General features: G+C 42.5%; 13 protein-coding genes. 6 read left to right on the forward strand and 7 right to left on the reverse strand.

Features of this window, described 5'->3' with window-relative positions:
• Positions 1-354: 354 nt before the first annotated feature.
• Positions 355-1,554, forward strand: coding sequence for an NAD(P)/FAD-dependent oxidoreductase (locus P6709_RS12840; protein WP_278241329.1), 1,200 nt, complete (start codon positions 355-357; stop codon positions 1,552-1,554).
• A gap of 60 nt (positions 1,555-1,614) precedes the next feature.
• On the opposite strand, the gene P6709_RS12845 is transcribed toward P6709_RS12840, so the two are convergent.
• The 3 genes from P6709_RS12845 to P6709_RS12855 form a co-directional block, all read right to left on the reverse strand.
• Positions 1,615-2,271: an HAD family hydrolase gene (locus P6709_RS12845; RefSeq protein ID WP_278241330.1), complete on the reverse strand. Its 657-nt coding sequence runs from the start codon at positions 2,269-2,271 to the stop codon at positions 1,615-1,617.
• A gap of 17 nt (positions 2,272-2,288) precedes the next feature.
• A complete protein-coding gene (locus P6709_RS12850) occupies positions 2,289-2,561 on the reverse strand; it encodes a hypothetical protein (protein ID WP_278241331.1) in 273 nt (90 codons plus the stop codon).
• A 154-nt stretch (positions 2,562-2,715) separates the two neighbouring features.
• Positions 2,716-3,693, reverse strand: coding sequence for a zinc-binding dehydrogenase (locus tag P6709_RS12855; protein ID WP_278241332.1), 978 nt, complete (start codon positions 3,691-3,693; stop codon positions 2,716-2,718).
• Positions 3,694-4,117: 424 nt separating this feature from the next.
• On the opposite strand from P6709_RS12855, the gene P6709_RS12860 reads away from it, so the two are divergent.
• Positions 4,118-4,348, forward strand: coding sequence for an excisionase family DNA-binding protein (locus P6709_RS12860; protein WP_278241333.1), 231 nt, complete (start codon positions 4,118-4,120; stop codon positions 4,346-4,348).
• A 37-nt stretch (positions 4,349-4,385) separates the two neighbouring features.
• On the forward strand, positions 4,386-5,597 hold the full coding sequence (locus P6709_RS12865; protein WP_278241334.1) for a hypothetical protein: 1,212 nt from the start codon (positions 4,386-4,388) through the stop codon (positions 5,595-5,597).
• Positions 5,598-5,841: 244 nt separating this feature from the next.
• Here the strand turns inward: P6709_RS12865 and P6709_RS12870 are convergent, their stop codons facing one another.
• Positions 5,842-6,633 (reverse strand): NAD-dependent epimerase/dehydratase family protein, encoded by a 792-nt coding sequence (locus P6709_RS12870; protein ID WP_278241335.1) that lies wholly within the window; start codon positions 6,631-6,633, stop codon positions 5,842-5,844.
• A 184-nt stretch (positions 6,634-6,817) separates the two neighbouring features.
• Between P6709_RS12870 and P6709_RS12875 the strand changes: the two genes are divergently transcribed.
• Positions 6,818-8,200 (forward strand): aspartate kinase, encoded by a 1,383-nt coding sequence (locus P6709_RS12875; RefSeq protein WP_278241336.1) that lies wholly within the window; start codon positions 6,818-6,820, stop codon positions 8,198-8,200.
• An 87-nt stretch (positions 8,201-8,287) separates the two neighbouring features.
• Here P6709_RS12875 and P6709_RS12880 read toward each other — a convergent pair whose 3' ends face one another.
• Complete coding sequence (locus P6709_RS12880; protein ID WP_278241337.1) at positions 8,288-9,745, reverse strand: alpha-amylase; 1,458 nt, start codon at positions 9,743-9,745, stop codon at positions 8,288-8,290.
• A gap of 188 nt (positions 9,746-9,933) precedes the next feature.
• On the opposite strand from P6709_RS12880, the gene P6709_RS12885 reads away from it, so the two are divergent.
• Positions 9,934-10,872 carry an arsenic resistance protein gene (locus P6709_RS12885; protein ID WP_278241338.1) on the forward strand — a complete coding sequence of 313 codons (939 nt, stop codon included), beginning with the start codon at positions 9,934-9,936 and terminating at the stop codon, positions 10,870-10,872.
• 104 nt (positions 10,873-10,976) lie between these two features.
• Positions 10,977-12,695: an ABC transporter ATP-binding protein gene (locus P6709_RS12890; protein WP_278241339.1), complete on the forward strand. Its 1,719-nt coding sequence runs from the start codon at positions 10,977-10,979 to the stop codon at positions 12,693-12,695.
• Positions 12,696-13,021: 326 nt separating this feature from the next.
• On the opposite strand, the gene P6709_RS12895 is transcribed toward P6709_RS12890, so the two are convergent.
• Both P6709_RS12895 and pulA read right to left on the reverse strand, forming a co-directional pair.
• Positions 13,022-13,984 carry an L-lactate dehydrogenase gene (locus P6709_RS12895; RefSeq protein ID WP_278241340.1) on the reverse strand — a complete coding sequence of 321 codons (963 nt, stop codon included), beginning with the start codon at positions 13,982-13,984 and terminating at the stop codon, positions 13,022-13,024.
• 168 nt (positions 13,985-14,152) lie between these two features.
• Complete coding sequence (gene pulA, locus P6709_RS12900) at positions 14,153-17,032, reverse strand: type I pullulanase (protein ID WP_278241497.1); 2,880 nt, start codon at positions 17,030-17,032, stop codon at positions 14,153-14,155.
• Positions 17,033-17,269 lie beyond the last annotated feature (237 nt).

A 17,269-nucleotide genomic window follows, 5' to 3' on the forward strand; every position in this document is an offset into this window, starting at 1 on the left:
TATAAAGTATACCAAAAGTCCCTAGTCCAGAGGTTGTTAAATTAAAAATCACATGATAAAAGTATGTCTTTTTGCGGTCGGCATCAGCATAGGAGAAATCAAATTCATTAATGGATCCTGCTAAATGCCGTTCCACACAAAGCGTTTACTTCCAGATTGAAAGCACGTTAAAAATTATTTTTGCAGTTAGAGATTACAGATGAAGAACGTCGGGTAATTATAAAAACAGATGCAGTATATTTAGACTAACTATTGAACCAACTGCAGAATATAACAGGCAGGGTCGTATTCGGATTATGAGAAATGACCTTTGCAGTTTAAATTGTTAGAAGAGTCGTCTAAGGAGGAAGTATTGTGAGATTACATAATGGAGATCTATATTGGCCTGAGACGGTAGAAAAACGACATGAGTATCCATCTCTAAGTTCTGATATTACTTGTGATGTATTAATTATAGGCGGGGGGATGGCAGGGGCTCTCGTTGCAGAAGAGCTTTCTCATAAACCATTAAAAACAGTCCTTGCAGAAAAAGGTCGAATCGGATCAGGAAGTTCCTCGGCTAACACAGGTCTGCTTCAATATTCTAATGATAAAATGCTTCATGAAATGGCCGAAGAAATTGGGGAAGAGGAGGCCGTGCTGTTTTATAAATTATGCTTACAAGCAGTCGATGAATTACAGCAGGTATCAGGACCTTTATCACCTCCAGTTGATTTTATAAGACGGCCCAGTTTGTATTATGCAAGTGACGAAACGGACGTCCAGAAGCTGGAAAAGGAATGTGAAATGCTGAATAAGCATGGGTTTGAAGTAGAGTTTTATGATAAAGAACGTATAAAAGAGCGATTTGGATTTGAAAAGCCTGCCGCTTTGATGACACATGGAGATGCAGAAGTAAATCCTCTTAAACTCGTTATGGCTCTTATTGAAACGGCTAACGTCCGTGATGTGGATGTCTATGAGAACACAGAGCTCACCGAGGAAGGAAAAGAGGGGGAGTACTGGTGCTTTGCATCACCTAAGGGCAGAATTATGGCCAAGCACGTTATCTATTCTACTGGATACGGCAGCGTTCCTGACCTCAGTTCAATCGGAGCTGAGCTTAATCGGACGTATGCCATTGCCACGACGCCAGTAGACCATCTTGAAAGATGGTCGTATCAATCATTAATATGGGAAACAAAGCGCCCGTATTTTTATATGCGGACAACCGCAGATAATCGGATAATTGCTGGCGGGCTTGATCAGGAAGAGCTGACCGGCACATTAGATGAAGGCGTCATTAAGGACCGTGGGATAAAATTACTGGATAAAATTAAAGAACACTTTCCTGATTTTGATCTTGAGGTTTCTCATGCATGGGCAGCGAGCTTCGGCGAATCAAAAGACGGACTTCCTTTTATAGGGGAGCACCCTGAGAAAGAAAACATCTTTTTCTGCCTCGGCTACGGTGGGAACGGAACCGTCTACAGCAAACTTGGAGCGAAAATGCTGTGTGAATTAATTCACGGCAATCCATCTGAAGGAGCTTCAATTGTCAAACTGGATCGTTGATTAGAAAATGCGCTGGATGGTCTCCGGCGCATTTTTTCTTCTCTCCATATCATTTTGGATTCACCAGCTTTCAAGCAGCTCAATCAGCTCTGCTAACTGATCAATTTCAGCATCAGCCTGAGTGTCATTGAAAGGACGGTGCTGTTTCCATATGGTTTTCATGCCTGCCTGTTTGGCTCCAATGATGTCATTTTCAAGATGATCTCCAACATATACAGCTTGATCAGGTCGTACATTCAGACGGCTCAGTGCCCGGTGGAATATTTCAGCATCAGGCTTAGAACAGCCTTCCTTCTCGGATATCAGGATCTGATCAAAGAAAACTTCAATTCCTAACCCCCGTATGGATCGCATTTGCATCATTTCACGCCCATTTGTAAGTAAAGCCAGTTTATAGCCCTTAGAACGAAGAGAATAAAGAAGAGTATGTAAGCCTTCAAAGGGAATACAGCTTTCTTGAAAATGTTCAATATAATCATCAAGCAGCATTTCGGTTGAACAGTGAGAAAATCCATTTTCTTCAATTAATTGCTGATACACTTTATCCTTCCAGACGTAGCCGTTGCACTCAAGTTCTATAAATCGCTGAATATACGCTTCTTTATCCATGGTTTTGAGCCATGGATACAGCCGATCGTATTGTTTGTTCAGAAAAACCTGAATGCTGGATTTGCGGTCAAGGAGTGTACCGTCAAGGTCAAACAGAATTGCTTTCATTCCTTCAGCCTCCCTTATCAACTTGATAAAACAGCAACAGTAGAGAGCAAAACGATTACAAAAACGGCGTAGCCCAAAATACGTGTCGGATGACTGACCGGATACTCATCCAGCGGAATGACCCTGTTAATTAGTAAATTAAGAAGGACAAGTCCGCCTATAAATAAAATAATAGAGAAAAGAGTATTTAGTTCTGAATCGAGCAGATTGAACATTTGAAAATAAAATACGCCGGCGATGCTTCCAAGCAAGGCCATGAAAGCAAATATAAAAATAGATTTATTTTTCACTTTTACTCCTCATTTCTTTCACAGTTCACGCCGATACGGCAATTTGCTATGTTATCACCCGGGAAATAACATGTCGGAATTTGTTCTTCTAATGATGATTATCATCCATTATAATCCAAAAAACCTGCTCTGAAGACAGAGCAGGTTTAAACTGTTAAATTTTTGCTACCAATTTCCCTGTGAAGCTTCGTGACTCTAGCTCTTTCAGTCCTTCAGGAACTTCCTCAAGCGAAATCACTTTTTCAACCAGTGAGGAAATTTTACCTTCCGATAATAATTCAACCAGGTGATCGCCAATTTGTTTTAAGGTCTTTTCTTCTGCTGTATTACCTGATTGGTAAACGCTGCCGAGTGCTACATGATGAAAGGAAACAGGGTGAGCAAAAGAAATGGATTCATTCATTTCCGGCTGCCCGGCTATGAAAGCAATCTGCCCATTATAAGCAAGTGTATCAAGAGATTTTGTTGCGTTTTCTCTGCCTACAGTATCCAAAACGTAATCTACACCAAGACCGTTTGTCAGTTCTTTTGTTTTCTCGACAAAGTCTTCGGTTTTATAATCGATGGCATAGTCCGCTCCAAGATCTTTTACATAGCTGTGCTTTTTCTGGGAGGCGGTGGTTATAACGGTTAATCCGGCATATTTGGCTAGCTGAATCGCAAAGCCGCCTACTCCGCCTGCTCCCGCATGAATTAAGATCGTTTTGTCTTTTTGCGCATGCAGCTTAAAGAAAAGTGCCTGATACGCAGTGTAAGCGGCTACTGGAAGGGCGGCAGCATCTTCAAAGGACACAGAGTCCGGCAGCTTTGATACAGTGTGCGCTTTAATCACTGCATATTCAGCAAATCCGCCTTTTTTTGCCATGTCACTCAAATAAACCACACGGTCCCCTTTTGCAAAATTCGACACATCTGAGCCGGCTTCGGCCACAATGCCTGCTACATCAAGACCGAGTATATGAGGATAAGACCAGCTTGGTGAGCCGTTTTCTCCTGTTTTATAATCAACCGGGTTTAATCCAGCTGCCTTTACCTGGACAACAATTTCGTCGCTGGCAGGAGAGGGTCTTTCAATTTCTCCGACCTTCATGTCTTTCCATTGTCCTTTATCTTGCAGCAATAATGCTTTCATTTTTATTCCTCCTCTGTACGTATAAGCTCTATTTTATGAACGTAAAGTGCTTCATTTCCTTTGTTCTGCTGATTATGCATTGGGAAAATAGAATTACTAAAACTTGATTTTCAGTTGTGCATGAACTGAATGAATAAAAGACTTCTTAGGTTTTTACCCTTTTATTGGCAGGGTAAACAACCAGGAATCATTCATTAGAAATTGCAGAAGAAGAATGACTTCCGCTAGTAAAAGAAGGTTAAAGCAAGGTCTGTATTTGCACATTTAATAAATAAACAAAATGTACTTGGGAAAATTCCGGATTAGTAGTAAAATTTCTAAATTAGTTAAAAAGTTAATTCGTGTTTATTTTCCCGATTAAGTGTATAATTACCTATATAATCGTTTGCTAATAAACAGGACTAAAGAAGGGTGTTTTGTTCTGATGTATATTACGATTAAAGAAGCTTCTGTCTATCTGTCTCTGCCGGAAGCAGTTATTACCAGATTAATTCATGAAAATAAAATCCGCGCGGTACATGACGGTACGCATTATCTGGTAAATAAAGAGCAGTTTAATCATCATTTGAAGCAGCTTGAAAAAGCTAAAAAGCTTCTTGAAGAGTGGCGCAATGAACCAATTCCAGACAGCATAGATGTAAAGGACGAAGATTAAGGAGTCCCATTTCAAAGGAAAGGCGGTGAGTTTCATCATGGAGATTGAACAGGTATGTGCAGAGATTAAGAAAAAAATGGAGAAGACAGACTGGACAGGGCTGTGGCCTGATTTTAAACCAGTCCCATACTGCATTTATAATAAAGAAAAAGTTTGTTTATTTAATCATCCTGTCTTTCCGGGATTTGAAGGTCAGCCCGCCGTTTTTGATTGGGAGGAGCAGTTTGTAGGCAGCACGCTTATTTTATATAAAGATTATCCGACAGCCATTGTCAGCATTGATCAGGAGATCTGTGTAAATTATTTATATACGGTTTTAATTCATGAAATTTTTCACGGTTACCAGACGACAATTGATGAAAAAAGGTTCCCGGATGAACTAAAAGGCGTCAGTTACCCTCTATCGATTGAAAATATCTCTCTTCGAATTAAAGAAAGAAGAATTCTGTTTGACGCATTTGAAGAAAAGGATCCTGAGAAAAAGATGAAATCTCTTCAAACATTCTGTTTTTTCCGTAATAAAAGAGAAGCCATTTTGAAGGGTGATATCGACTACGAATATAGGCTTGAATCTGTAGAAGGGCCCGCGTGCTACGTGAAATTTCAGGCGATTAAAACCTTGGAAGAAAACCTGTCTGATTCGTGCCTGCAATTCTACCGCCAGTCCTTGCTGGATTCGCAGGAAACCAACCTTCATTTAAGAAAAAGCTGCTATGTGTCAGGTCTTTTTTTGTGTCTGCTTTTAGACCAAATCGATGAAAAGTGGAAAGAGTCATTTGTTCGTTCAGATCTGACGCTTTATGAATTTGTTTTAAGCTATATTGATTCTAATTTCACACAGGTAAATGAAGAAGCATTGATCGCTTCGGAAGAAGCTTGTCAGGTGTATCAGTATGTTTATCAGCAAAAAAATAAAAAAATACAGGAGTTTAAAAACTCAGACGGGTATAAGCTGACAATAGAAGGAGACATGAAAGCAACCTTTTTTGATCCTATTAATATGGTGAACGTTGGGAATCGGCTGCTGCACCGCTACTTTGTCAAGCTGCAAATTAATCAGCAGGATTATTTAATTAATCAGCCTGCGCTTATCTACTACGGTGACAACTTCCTGCAGTTTAATCGGCTTCAGTTGAACTTACCGCATAAGCCGCTATTACAAAATGGTTTTATCTCTATTGAGGGGATTGGCTCGATACCGGGGAAGTATAAAGAGGATGGGATGTCACTTCATTTGACAGTTGAGTAGGAAAAAGAGCTTGGGACATAAGTGTCTCAAGCTCTACGACTGGTTCACTTCGCTTCAGGCGGACGCTTTCCGCAGGGACGGGGGCTTGAGCCTTTTCAGGGCATTGCCCTGTAAAGTCTCAGCTTGCCGTCATATCCTGCTGGAGTCGCCACCTTCCGCTCCGCTCACCTACTACTAGTAATAAATATGTCCTCTTTTTTTAAACTTTTATGAGTTATGTCCCAGCCTCTTTAATTGATGTAAATTAGTTATCTATGGCATCTTCTTTTACAAACTGGTGTCCGCCGACAAATTTGCGGTCATCTTCATGTCCGAAGGAGTCAGGAAGTTTATGGATATAATCCTCTGCATTATCCTGAGGCTTGTAGCCAAGCGGATTTTCAGGATCAACATGGAAGAAGCTTCTGGTGTTTGCTGAGATCCCATAGATTGTCACCACATCATTGATTTCGGCAGTAATGGATTTTTTCACAAGCTGAATTAAATCATTATGACTAAGCCAGATCATCAGATGCTCTTTTGAATCCGGTTCTTCTACACAGCCGCAAATGCGGAGATTGACCACTTCCAAGCCGAACTTGTCGTGATACAGCTTGCCCATATCCTCATTATAGACTTTACTCAAACCGTAAAAGGTATCCGGTCGGGTTTCTGTATGGATATCATATGGAGCGTTACGGGCGTCGAGAAATCCAACAGCGTGTATGCTGCTTGCGTAGATGACCCTTTTTGCGCCATGGAGTCTGGCTGCTTCGTAAACATGGTAAGTTCCTCTTAAATTAGCATCGAGGATTGCCTCAAATTCATTTTCTACCGGAAGCCCGCCAAAATGGAGGACGGTTTCAATGTCGTGTTCATTAAAAATCGCTTCGATGGCTTCGAAATCATTTAAGTCCGCTTTAATAAATGGAACACCCTCCACCGGCTCTTCTGGTTCGGAGCGGTTTGTCAGCACGAGGTCAAATTCGTCTTTCAACGCTTTCGTCAGAACGGTTCCCAGACCGCCTGCCGCACCTGTTAGTAATACTTTCCCCATCTTTATCTCCACCTTTCTATCTCATAAAAATCTTTACCCATTTTTTGTGATTGCAACCTTCTTTCTTAAAATGTTTTATTTTTAATGACAATCAGCAGGCAGTCTAGTATACTAATCTATAAAATTCCATCTATAGAGAACAAATGTATTTTAAGGGTGGACAAATTAAAGGGGTTTTGTCTCTATGAAAGTGGTAAAGTTCGGCGGCAGTTCGGTTGCGAGTGCAGCGCAATACAAAAAAGCCGGCAGAATTATTCTTGCAGATCAAGCCCGAAAAGCCATCGTCGTTTCTGCTCCCGGTAAACGATTCGATGGAGACGAAAAAACAACGGATCTTCTTATTCAACTCGCTCGCTCCGTGCAAGGCGGCCAATACAATCAGAAATTTTTTGAAGCAGTCCTGCAACGCTATTATGAAATTATTGAAAACCTTGGGCTGGATAAAGACTTAAAGGAGCAGCTTGAAGGAATTTTAAAGGAATTAATATCGCTTTATGGAGAGGATGAAGACAGACTTCTGGATGCGCTGAAAGCGAGCGGGGAAGATATGAATGCGAGGCTGATGACGGCTTACCTTTTATCACTCGGCCATCAGGCGTCTTATGTGTCACCGAAGGAAGCGGGGATGATCGTAACCGATGAGCCGGGCAACGCACAAATTCTACCGGAAGCGTATGAACGAATTGGCAAACTGCGGAGCATGGAAGGCATTTTGGTGATACCCGGATTCTTTGGCTATTCTTATCAGGGAAATATCGTGACTTTTCCGAGAGGGGGGTCAGATATCACCGGTTCCATTATCGCTGCCGGGATGGACGCGGAGGAATATGAAAATTTTACAGATGTAGACTCCGTTTATTGTGTCAGTCCCAAAATGGTGGATCATCCATGTGAACTGAAGGAAATTACGTATCGTGAAATGCGGGAGCTTGCCTATTCCGGTTTTTCTGTTTTTCATGATGAAGCATTGCAGCCGGTTTTTCAAAAGGGAATTCCAGTGAGAGTAAAGAATACCAATCGGCCTGAAGCGGCCGGAACACGAATTGTACTGGAAAGAGAATTAAATGGACAGCCTGTAATCGGAATTGCCAGCGACACGGACTTTTGCAGTGTCAATATAACTAAATACTTGATGAACCGGGAGCTTGGGTTTGGTAGAAGGCTGCTTGCCATTTTAGAGGATGAAGGCATTTCGTATGAGCATACACCTTCAGGAATTGATAATCTTTCGGTCATTTTGCGTTCTCATCAGCTGGAAAATGGCAAGGAAAAACGGGTGATCGACCGAATAGAAAGGGAGCTGGAGGTTGATGACATTAATATTGAACGGGATCTTGCTATGATTATGGTAGTGGGGGAAGGTATGAAGCACACAGTCGGCGTTGCTTCAAAAGCTGCACAGGCTCTTGCGGAGTCCGGAGCAAATATAAAAATGATTAATCAGGGCTCCTCCGAGGTCAGTATGATGTTTGGCGTAGACGGCGCTTCAGTTGTGAAAGCAGTCAATCATTTGTACCGGGCATACTTCCCGTCAAACGAAAGACAGCTGAATGGTGAAGTAAAATAGAGGAGACGTAAAAATGACTTCACGAATCAAACTTCGTGAAGTCATTTCTATTACGTAAATTTATTTGTAGAGAGAAGAGAGTGTTTCTTAGAATCCCGGGAAGGCCCACACCGAGACGCTGCCTGCCTGAACAGGAAAGTCACCGTATCCTTCTTCATCGATTTTTACGCGGTCAGCGTAAGAGCGTGTGTAGTCTACCCATTCTTCGCCTGCCCGATTTTCACCGACAAACATTTTTTTATTGCCTGTATCTCCGTTCGTAATCACAACGGCACAGCCTGAATGAGGAAATTCCTCTGCTCCGCGTCTTACCCAGCCGATCGTATTTGGATGGTCAAAGTAATCATCCTGCTGGCCATAGGCTTTGTGTGCGCGAACGTATACCAGAGGGTCCAGTGCCGCTTTTTTTCCATCCAGTGAATTTTCCCCGCCAATGCCAAAGTAATCACCATAAAAAATACATGGGTAGCCGTCTTTACGCAAAAGGATCAATGAATAGGCACTTGGTTTAAACCAGTCATCAATCCAGGATTCAAGAGATTCGCCTGGCTGAGAATCATGATTGTCTACGAATGTAACTGAATTAAGCGGATATTTTTCTACCAGTGTTCCATGGAAAATTGTCGAGAGATCAAAGTTATTTCCCTTCAAAGATGCTTCGTGGAGGTTATAATGCAGCATAACATCAAACAGGTCGAGCTGGTAATTGGTTTCCTCCAAAAAGTTACCGCAGGCTTCTACATCATCGTTCCAGTATTCTCCAACCATATAGAAATCTCCGTCTGCATGGTTCTTTACTTCCCGTATAAACTCATCAATAAATTCATGGCTTATGTGTTTAATTGCATCTAAACGGAATCCGTCACAGGATAAAGTATCCGGAAGCCATTTTCCCCAGCTAATCATTTCTTCCCTTACTTCAGGATGCTGATAATCAATATTAGCGAACATTAAGTAATCATAGTTTCCAAATTCATCATCCACGTTATCGTTCCAGCTTTTATTTTCTCCAAGAATACGAAAGAAGCCTGTTTTTCCTTCTTTTTCATCCCAGTCTGTGCCGTTGAAATGATTAAAGTTCCATTTAAAATCGGAATACTTGTCGCCCCGGCCAGGGAACGTAAATTTTGTCCATCCTTCAATGTCAAAGGGTTCCGATATTTCTTTTAAACGATCTTCTGCATCTACTTCAATGACTTGAAACGTTTCGGTTTCATCCGCTCCGGCCTTATGATTCATGACCACATCAACATAAACGCAAATTCCATGTTCATGACAGGCTGCGATCGCTTCATGCAGCTCATCTTTTGTACCATATTTAGTTCGGGTTGTTCCTTTTTGATCGAATTCTCCTAAATCGTACAGGTCATACACGCTGTAGCCCGGGTCCTCTACTGATTGACCCTTTGTAACAGGAGGAATCCACACACCATCAATGCCATTTGCTTTTAAATCTGCTGCAGCATCCCGAAGTCTCTTCCAGTGATCTCCATCTGATGCAACATGCCATTCGAAAAATTGTAACATGGTATGATTACGTTCCATCTTTCATTCCTCCCAGGTAAATAGATAAATAGAATATAAAAATAAGCCTTTTGAAACTTAATTTTGTATAAATATGTTAATGGTATGAATAGTGTAGATGAATCGTATCTACCCGTATTCAAAAATCTTGAAACCTGTGTACAATGAAGAGGCGGATGGAACGGTTTCGAAGGGGGAGTGAGCAGAGAGTGAACAAAATAGAAAAGCTTTACCCCATATGGATTTTTCTTTCAATTTCCCTTGGACTGGGAGCAGGACAAATTCACCCTTTGAAAAACATCATGGCTGACATACTAATTCCTCTTCTGAGTATAATGCTCTTTTTTTCTTTTCTTCAGATTTCATTCAGAGATATTGGACAGGCATTGACTCACCGTACATTTTTTTTATCGAGTATTGGAATAAACTTCATTTTGACCCCAATTTTAGCATGGAGTATTGCCTCCTTAATCCTGCCGGATGAGCCGGCACTCTGGATTGGCTTTATTTTGCTGATGGTCACTCCCTGCACAGACTGGTATATTATTTTCACGCAAATGGCAAGGGGGAATACAGCGCTGTCAACGAGCATCCTGCCTGTTAACTTATTGCTTCAGATTTTATTGCTTCCGTTCTACCTTTATTTGTTTACCGGAGTCACGGATGAAATTCAACTTTCTTCGTTCATTCAAGGTGCGATTGCCATTCTCCTGATTCCATTGTTCACTGCCTGGCTGGTTAGACTATGGATGGGCCGGTCAGGGGAAAAAGAGAAGTGGATGGCAAAGCTTCATAACGTGCCAGTTCTTCTTCTATGCACCGCGATTATTGCCATCTTTGCAGCTCATGGAGGTCTGTTAACGGAAAACCCCTCACTGCTTCTCCGTTTGCTTACGGCAATTCTTCTCTTTTTTACCCTCATATTTGTGATTGCGAGAGCGGCGGGAAAATGGCTCGGACTGTCAAAAAGAGATCTGGCAAGCTTTCAAATGACTACCTTGGCAAGAAATTCCCCAATTGGACTTGCGATTGCTATTTCGGCCTTTCCTGAAGAGCCGCTTGTTGCGCTTGCACTCGTAGCGGCACCGTTAATTGAGCTTCCCGTCCTGGCGGCGGCTGCTTGGATCATTTTAAAACTGGACCAGTAAAAAATACTTCGTTACCCGAAGATAACAGATGGCAAAAAATGATTTATCCTGTAAAATAAGTGTATTGCTTTTCGATAAGAGAGTGTATAGAGGAGAATTGTCCGATGCTTAAACGATTTTTTCAGTACTATAAACCACATAAAAAGCTTTTTGCTGCTGACTTTAGCTGTGCGGTGCTGGTTGGTCTGCTCGAATTGGGTTTTCCGCTCGCTGTTGCCTGGTTTATTGATGAGCTTCTGCCGGAGGGAAATTGGCAGGCCATTACCTGGGTAAGCTTTATCCTTTTAGTTCTATACTTAATGAGCACCTCGCTTCAATACGTAGTGAACTATTGGGGACACAAGCTTGGAATTAATATTGAGACGGACATGAGGCAGGAGCTGTTTGAACACGTTCAGAAGCAGTCTTTCCGCTTCTTTGATAATACGAAGACCGGTCATGTGATGAGCCGGATCACGAATGATTTATTTGATATAGGAGAGCTTGCCCATCATGGCCCGGAGGATATTTTTATTGCGTTCATGACCTTCATCGGAGCTTTCTGGATCATGCTTACGATTAACGTGAAACTCGCTTTGGTTGCCATTATTGTCGTGCCATTTTTAATCTGGCTGATTACCTACTGCAATATTCAGATGAACAAAGCCTGGAAGAAAATGTACGGCGATATTGCAGAAGTAAATGCAAGGGTGGAGGACAGTGTGTCTGGTGTTCGTGTGGTCCAATCCTTCACAAATGAAAATCATGAGATCGACCGCTTTACAACCGACAACAAAACATACCGCAAGACAAAAATAAGTGCATATAAAGTCATGTCTTATAGCTCCTCGGGGATTTACATGATGACGCGTTTAATTGTCCTGGTAGTCCTTGTATACGGAGCTTGGTTAAGCTTTATCGGTGAAATCACCTATGGAGAATTAGTAGGCTTTGTCCTCTATATTAATGTGTTATTTAAACCTATAGATAAAATCAGTGCGTTGCTTGAAATGTATCCAAAGGGAATGGCTGGCTTTAAGCGATTTACGGATATGCTCGATCAGTCACCGGACATTTCCAATCACCCGGATGCCAAAGCTGTGAAGGACCTGAGAGGGCAAATCGACTTTCATGACGTTTCGTTCAGCTACGATGCGTACAAGCCTGTCTTGAAAAATATCTCCTTATCTCTTAAACAGGGAGAGACGGTTGCGTTTGTTGGACCCTCAGGAGCCGGCAAAACAACAATCTGTTCACTTATTCCGCGATTCTATGATGTAACAGAAGGGTCCATTACGATTGATCAAATAGATATTCGGAAAATGACAAAAGAATCGCTTCGCAGTCAGATTGGCATCGTGCAGCAGGACGTATTTTTATTTACAGGCACGTTAAAAGAAAATATTGCCTACGGAAAACTCGGGGCAACAGATGAAGAAATAAAAGAGGCAGCGAAACGTGCGAACCTGGAATCTGTTATACAGTCACTCCCTCTTGGCTACGATACTCAAATAGGAGAGAGAGGACTGAAGCTCTCCGGAGGTCAAAAACAGCGGATTGCGCTTGCCCGCATGTTCCTTAAAAATCCGCCGATCCTTATCTTAGATGAAGCCACTTCAGCGCTCGATACGGAAACAGAATCCATTATCCAGGAAGCCATTGCAGAACTTTCTAAAGGACGCACGACACTTGTCATTGCCCACCGTTTAGCTACAATCAGAAAAGCGGACCGGGTAGTCGTTGTAACTGAAGATGGAATAGCAGAGGATGGAACCCATGAAGAGCTGCTTGAGCAGGAAGGGATCTTTGCAAATCTCCATCGCGTTCAGTACGAGCGGGGATGAAGCAGAGTGAAAACGTCGGCCGGAAGCGCAGCGGACCGGTCAAAAAGAGGTTGGGACATAACTGAAAAAAGTACTAAAACTATTCCAATTATATTTATTAGTATGAGGTGAGCGGAGCGGAAGGTGGCGACTCCTGCAGGATATGACGGCAAGCTGAGCCTTTATAAGGCATCGCCTTGGAAAGGCTCAGCGCCGTCTCTGCGGAAAGCATCGGCCAGAAGCGCAGTGAACCGGTCGTAGAGCTTGAGGCATTTTTGTCTCAGGTTTTTTTGTTTAATTATAGCTTTAAAGAAATAATGGCATTACAGTCCAATCAGAACCACTTCTTATTCTGAAAAGTGAGGGGCCAGGGTTTCTTTTAAGGTAGCAGCGCTTTTACCGAATAAATTTTTCTCATGGGAACTAAGGTCAAGCTCAATGATTTCCCGTATTCCATTACGATTTAAGACAGCAGGAACTCCAATGTAAACATCGTCCTCTCCATATTCTCCTTCAAGAAGAGCAGAAACAGTCAGGATGCTGTTTTCATTATGAAGCAGTGCTTTTGTTATGCGGACCAGTCCCATAGCGATTCCATAATAGGTGGCGCCTTTACTGTTAATAATCTGATAGGCAGCATCCCGTACGTTTACAAAAAGATCATCTAGGTCGTCCTGCGAATAGCTATTGTTTTTTTCAATCATCTTCATGACTGAAACCCCGCCGACATCGACTGAACTGTAGACTGGCAATTCACTGTCCCCATGCTCGCCAATAATGTAGCCATGGACATTTTGAGGGGCAACATTAAAATACTCTCCCAACAAAAAGCGGAATCGGGCTGTATCCAGAATGGTTCCTGAACCGATTACTCTTTCTTTCGGAAATCCGCTGTATTTCCAGGTGGCATATGTCAGCACATCCACTGGATTAGTGGCGACGAGAAAAATACCGTTAAATCCGCTTGATGTAACTTGAGTTACGATAGAATGAAAGATTTTCAGGTTTTTTTCCACCAGCTGAAGCCGTGTTTCACCAGGCTTTTGGTTTGCGCCTGCACAGATGACCACGATATCTGCGTCATGACAATCTTCATATGTGCCGAACCTGATTCCTAAAGGGTTCGCAGCGAATACCTTCCCATGGTTTAAATCGAGTACATCACCTTTTGCTTTTTCTTCATTCACATCAATCATGATTAATTCATCTGCGACGCCTTGGTTAAGAAGGGCAAATGCATAACTTGAACCAACAAATCCCGTTCCAATTAAAGCAATGCGGTTTCCTTTAGTTTTGTTCACTCTACTCATCCTCTCAACTGTAGGGTTGTGCTGAATTTATTATAGGACTGGTAAAATTTATCTGTCAATGAACGGAAAGTCGGTGAGATAAAAAAAGGGTGTTAAGAAAGCCAGTAAACTCTGACTTGCCAAACACCCTTCTTTTTTAAAAAGCTGCACTACTGTAAAATGACGGTCCTATTTTAATTTACCATCCTTAAGAAGGACCATCGAGCTTAATCCTTTTACTTTGACACGATCCCCATGGCGAATAGCTAAGATCTTAGTGCCGGCATCTTCACTGTCCACCAGCACTTTCCAAGGTCCTTTTCCAGGAAGCTTGACAGCTGCAGCTCCTTTATTTGCATTATGAATAACGAGAAGATTCCGGTTCTTTTTCTCCTCAAGTGTATAAGCTACAACATTCCTCGGTGCTTTTATAAAGGAGAGACGATCTTCGATTTCCTCCGCATCCGTTAATCGGAAGGCTTCAAACCGCTGACGAAGGTCGATCAATCCTTTCATATAATCCACTTCTTCATCAAATTCAGCACGTCTTTCCCAGTCAAGCTGATTGACGGAATCTGGAGACTGATAGCTGTTATGATCTCCGCCTTTTGTGCGCATAAATTCCTGGCCGGCATGGATAAACGAAATTCCCTGTGAGGTGAGCACGATAGAAGATCCAAGCTTGTGCATGGCTATTTTATCGTTTTCACTAGCGTCAGGATTTGTTTTCTCAAGCTTGTCCCACAAGGTCAGGTTGTCATGGGCTTCTACATATTGAACGACCTGATCAGGATCACGGTAGGTGGCTGTGCTGTCATCATAATCCAGCCCTCCTGCAACACTTTGTTTCATTATTGCTTCCATACCCTGCTTGCCGTTAATAAAGCCCGGGTCTGTATCTTCCCAGACACTGCCTTTTGCCCCATCGCGAAGTGTATCGTTAAAATGAGCGACACGAGGCATATCTTCTGCATTTTTCTGATTGGCTTTTCGCTCAGGGTCAAGAGGGGTATTAAGATCCCAGCCTTCTCCAAGTACGATAATTGAAGGATCAATCTCATCAAGAGCTTCCCGTACAGCATTCATCGTATCCGTATCGTGAATTCCCATCAGATCAAAGCGGAAACCATTCATCTTGTATTCTTCTGCCCAATAGGAAACGGAGTCTACAATGAATTTCTCCATCATTCGTCTTTCAGAGGCTGTATCATTTCCAACTCCTGTCCCATTAGCCAGAGTGCCATCTTCGTTGTAGCGGAAATAGTAGCCGGGAACAAGCTGATTAAAGTTTGATTCATTCACGGCGTACATATGGTTATAAACAACATCCATAACCACCCCGAGATTTTCCTGATGCAGGGTATGGATCATTTCCTTTAATTCCGTTACACGAACATCAGGATCGTACGGATCGGTTGCATAGGATCCTTCTGGAACATTGTAGTTTTTCGGATCATAGCCCCAGTTAAATTGAGGCGTGTCGAGCTTTGTTTCATCCACTGTGCGATAGTCATAGATTGGAAGAAACTGAACATGACTGACTCCAAGATCTTTAATATGGTTCAAGCCGGTTCTTACTCCCTCAGGACCCGTTGTTTTTAACTCTGATACTCCGAGATATTTTCCTTTTTCTTCGATCCCGCTTTCAGGCTGAATGGATAAGTCCCGGACATGCAGCTCATAAATGATGGCATCTTCAGGGTGAGGGGAGGAGGTAAACCCTTTTCCATTGTCCCAGCCAGCCGGATCTGTTTCATCAAGGTCAATTACGGCCCCTTTATCTCCGTTAACAGACGTCGAACGGACATAAGGATCTACTGCTTCACGCCATTCATCTCCAATTTTTACCTTGTAGGTGTAGAGAAGGCCGTCCTGGTCTCCGCTTAAAGAAGCCGTCCACGTGCCTTTTTCACCTTTTTCCATCGCCATTTCTGATCCGGCGGCATCATCCCAGGCGTCATAGGTCACAAGCATTGCTTCACTTGCTGTAGGAGCCCATACTTTAAAATCGGTCTGTTGTTCTGTATACGTATTTCCTAAGTCATCACCGTCATAAAAGTATTCCTCATCAAACGCTTCTGATCGTACAACTTTTCCAACCTGGATCGTCGCTTCACCAAACACGTCCGTGATGACTTTATACGTCTTTGTCAGATCAATTTCCTGCTTTGTGGTGATTATCACTTGCGTAGTCAGGGTTTCTTCTTCGTTTACAGGCTTTATGGACTCAATGTCCAGTCCGCCGCTTAGTTCAATTCCCGGATTTTCAAGGGAAGTGTCAATTGGAAAATTCGTTGTCAGCGTAATCTCGTTAAGTCCGTCAATCGCCGCACGCAAAATTTTCGGGTCGCGGTCAATATGATTTGGATCATAATAAATGCCTTCTTCACCCTGTACTAACCAGATTTCAGCCTTCCCATCTTCTTGAATCTGCCGGATAATCCGATCTCCGAATTCCCGATCCGCCCAGTCATTATCTCCTTCATTTTTTCGCACAATCAATCCGATTCGATCAAACGCTTCTTCATCGGTCAACGTAACCTCTGCTGTTTTTCCGAAATCATCCTCTGAAGTAAATTCAACGGTTTGTCCGTCTCCGCTGCCGGGCCAGGCCCATAAATCCCAGCCTTCATAGTTATTGTCATAGCGGTAATAATGGACCGTTAAATCGACCTCGTTAAAAGAAGGGAAGTCACGATATTCGCCATCCGGCGGTTCAGTATAAACCGTATCATCACCTGATTTTATCCAAACCTCAGCAACGCCGGCTTCTACATCCGCCCATCTGTCACCGCCATCTTTTTCCCATTCATCCGTCCGCACGATAAATCCAAAGCGTTCGTGCGCACCATCCAGATCAACCCTGGCGATTTTGCCAAAGGCATCTTCATCCGTAAAATTATGTACCTGGCCTTCGGCTCCATCGGCCCAGACCCATAAGTTCCAATCCTGTGTAGTATTCGGATCCTCCTGATAATGGACAATTAAAGAAGTGTAAGTAGATGAATCTTCAGCCTGAACAGATGCAACCGGTTGCGCGATCGGAATAAGAGATAAAATCAGTACCATTGCGAGCAAGCAGGAAAGCCATTTTTGATTTTTCACGTGCCTTTTTCCCTCCTAGAATAGTGGTATTATTTAGAATTATAAAACAAGTACGATACATATGTAAGCGGTTGCACAAATGTTGCGCAAAATGAACCGGAATGACTAGAAAATGATAAGGGACTATTTTCATGCATCATTTATCCCTTTAATTTTAGTGAATAAATTAAAGCCTGAGACAAGAGTGTCTCAGGCTCTGAG

This window comes from Jeotgalibacillus sp. ET6, from assembly GCF_029667115.1.
Lineage (GTDB): Bacteria > Bacillota > Bacilli > Bacillales > Jeotgalibacillaceae > Jeotgalibacillus.

What these genes read in the sequence shown, in the direction of transcription:
- pulA (WP_278241497.1), bottom strand. Translation starts at nt 17,032, where the DNA reads ATGGTACTGATTTTATCTCTTATTCCGATCGCGCAACCGGTTGCATCT.
- P6709_RS12860 (WP_278241333.1), top strand. Translation starts at nt 4,118, where the DNA reads ATGTATATTACGATTAAAGAAGCTTCTGTCTATCTGTCTCTGCCGGAA.
- P6709_RS12845 (WP_278241330.1), bottom strand. Translation starts at nt 2,271, where the DNA reads ATGAAAGCAATTCTGTTTGACCTTGACGGTACACTCCTTGACCGCAAA.
- P6709_RS12865 (WP_278241334.1), top strand. Translation starts at nt 4,386, where the DNA reads ATGGAGATTGAACAGGTATGTGCAGAGATTAAGAAAAAAATGGAGAAG.
- P6709_RS12890 (WP_278241339.1), top strand. Translation starts at nt 10,977, where the DNA reads ATGCTTAAACGATTTTTTCAGTACTATAAACCACATAAAAAGCTTTTT.
- P6709_RS12875 (WP_278241336.1), top strand. Translation starts at nt 6,818, where the DNA reads ATGAAAGTGGTAAAGTTCGGCGGCAGTTCGGTTGCGAGTGCAGCGCAA.
- P6709_RS12880 (WP_278241337.1), bottom strand. Translation starts at nt 9,745, where the DNA reads ATGGAACGTAATCATACCATGTTACAATTTTTCGAATGGCATGTTGCA.
- P6709_RS12895 (WP_278241340.1), bottom strand. Translation starts at nt 13,984, where the DNA reads ATGAGTAGAGTGAACAAAACTAAAGGAAACCGCATTGCTTTAATTGGA.
- P6709_RS12855 (WP_278241332.1), bottom strand. Translation starts at nt 3,693, where the DNA reads ATGAAAGCATTATTGCTGCAAGATAAAGGACAATGGAAAGACATGAAG.
- P6709_RS12870 (WP_278241335.1), bottom strand. Translation starts at nt 6,633, where the DNA reads ATGGGGAAAGTATTACTAACAGGTGCGGCAGGCGGTCTGGGAACCGTT.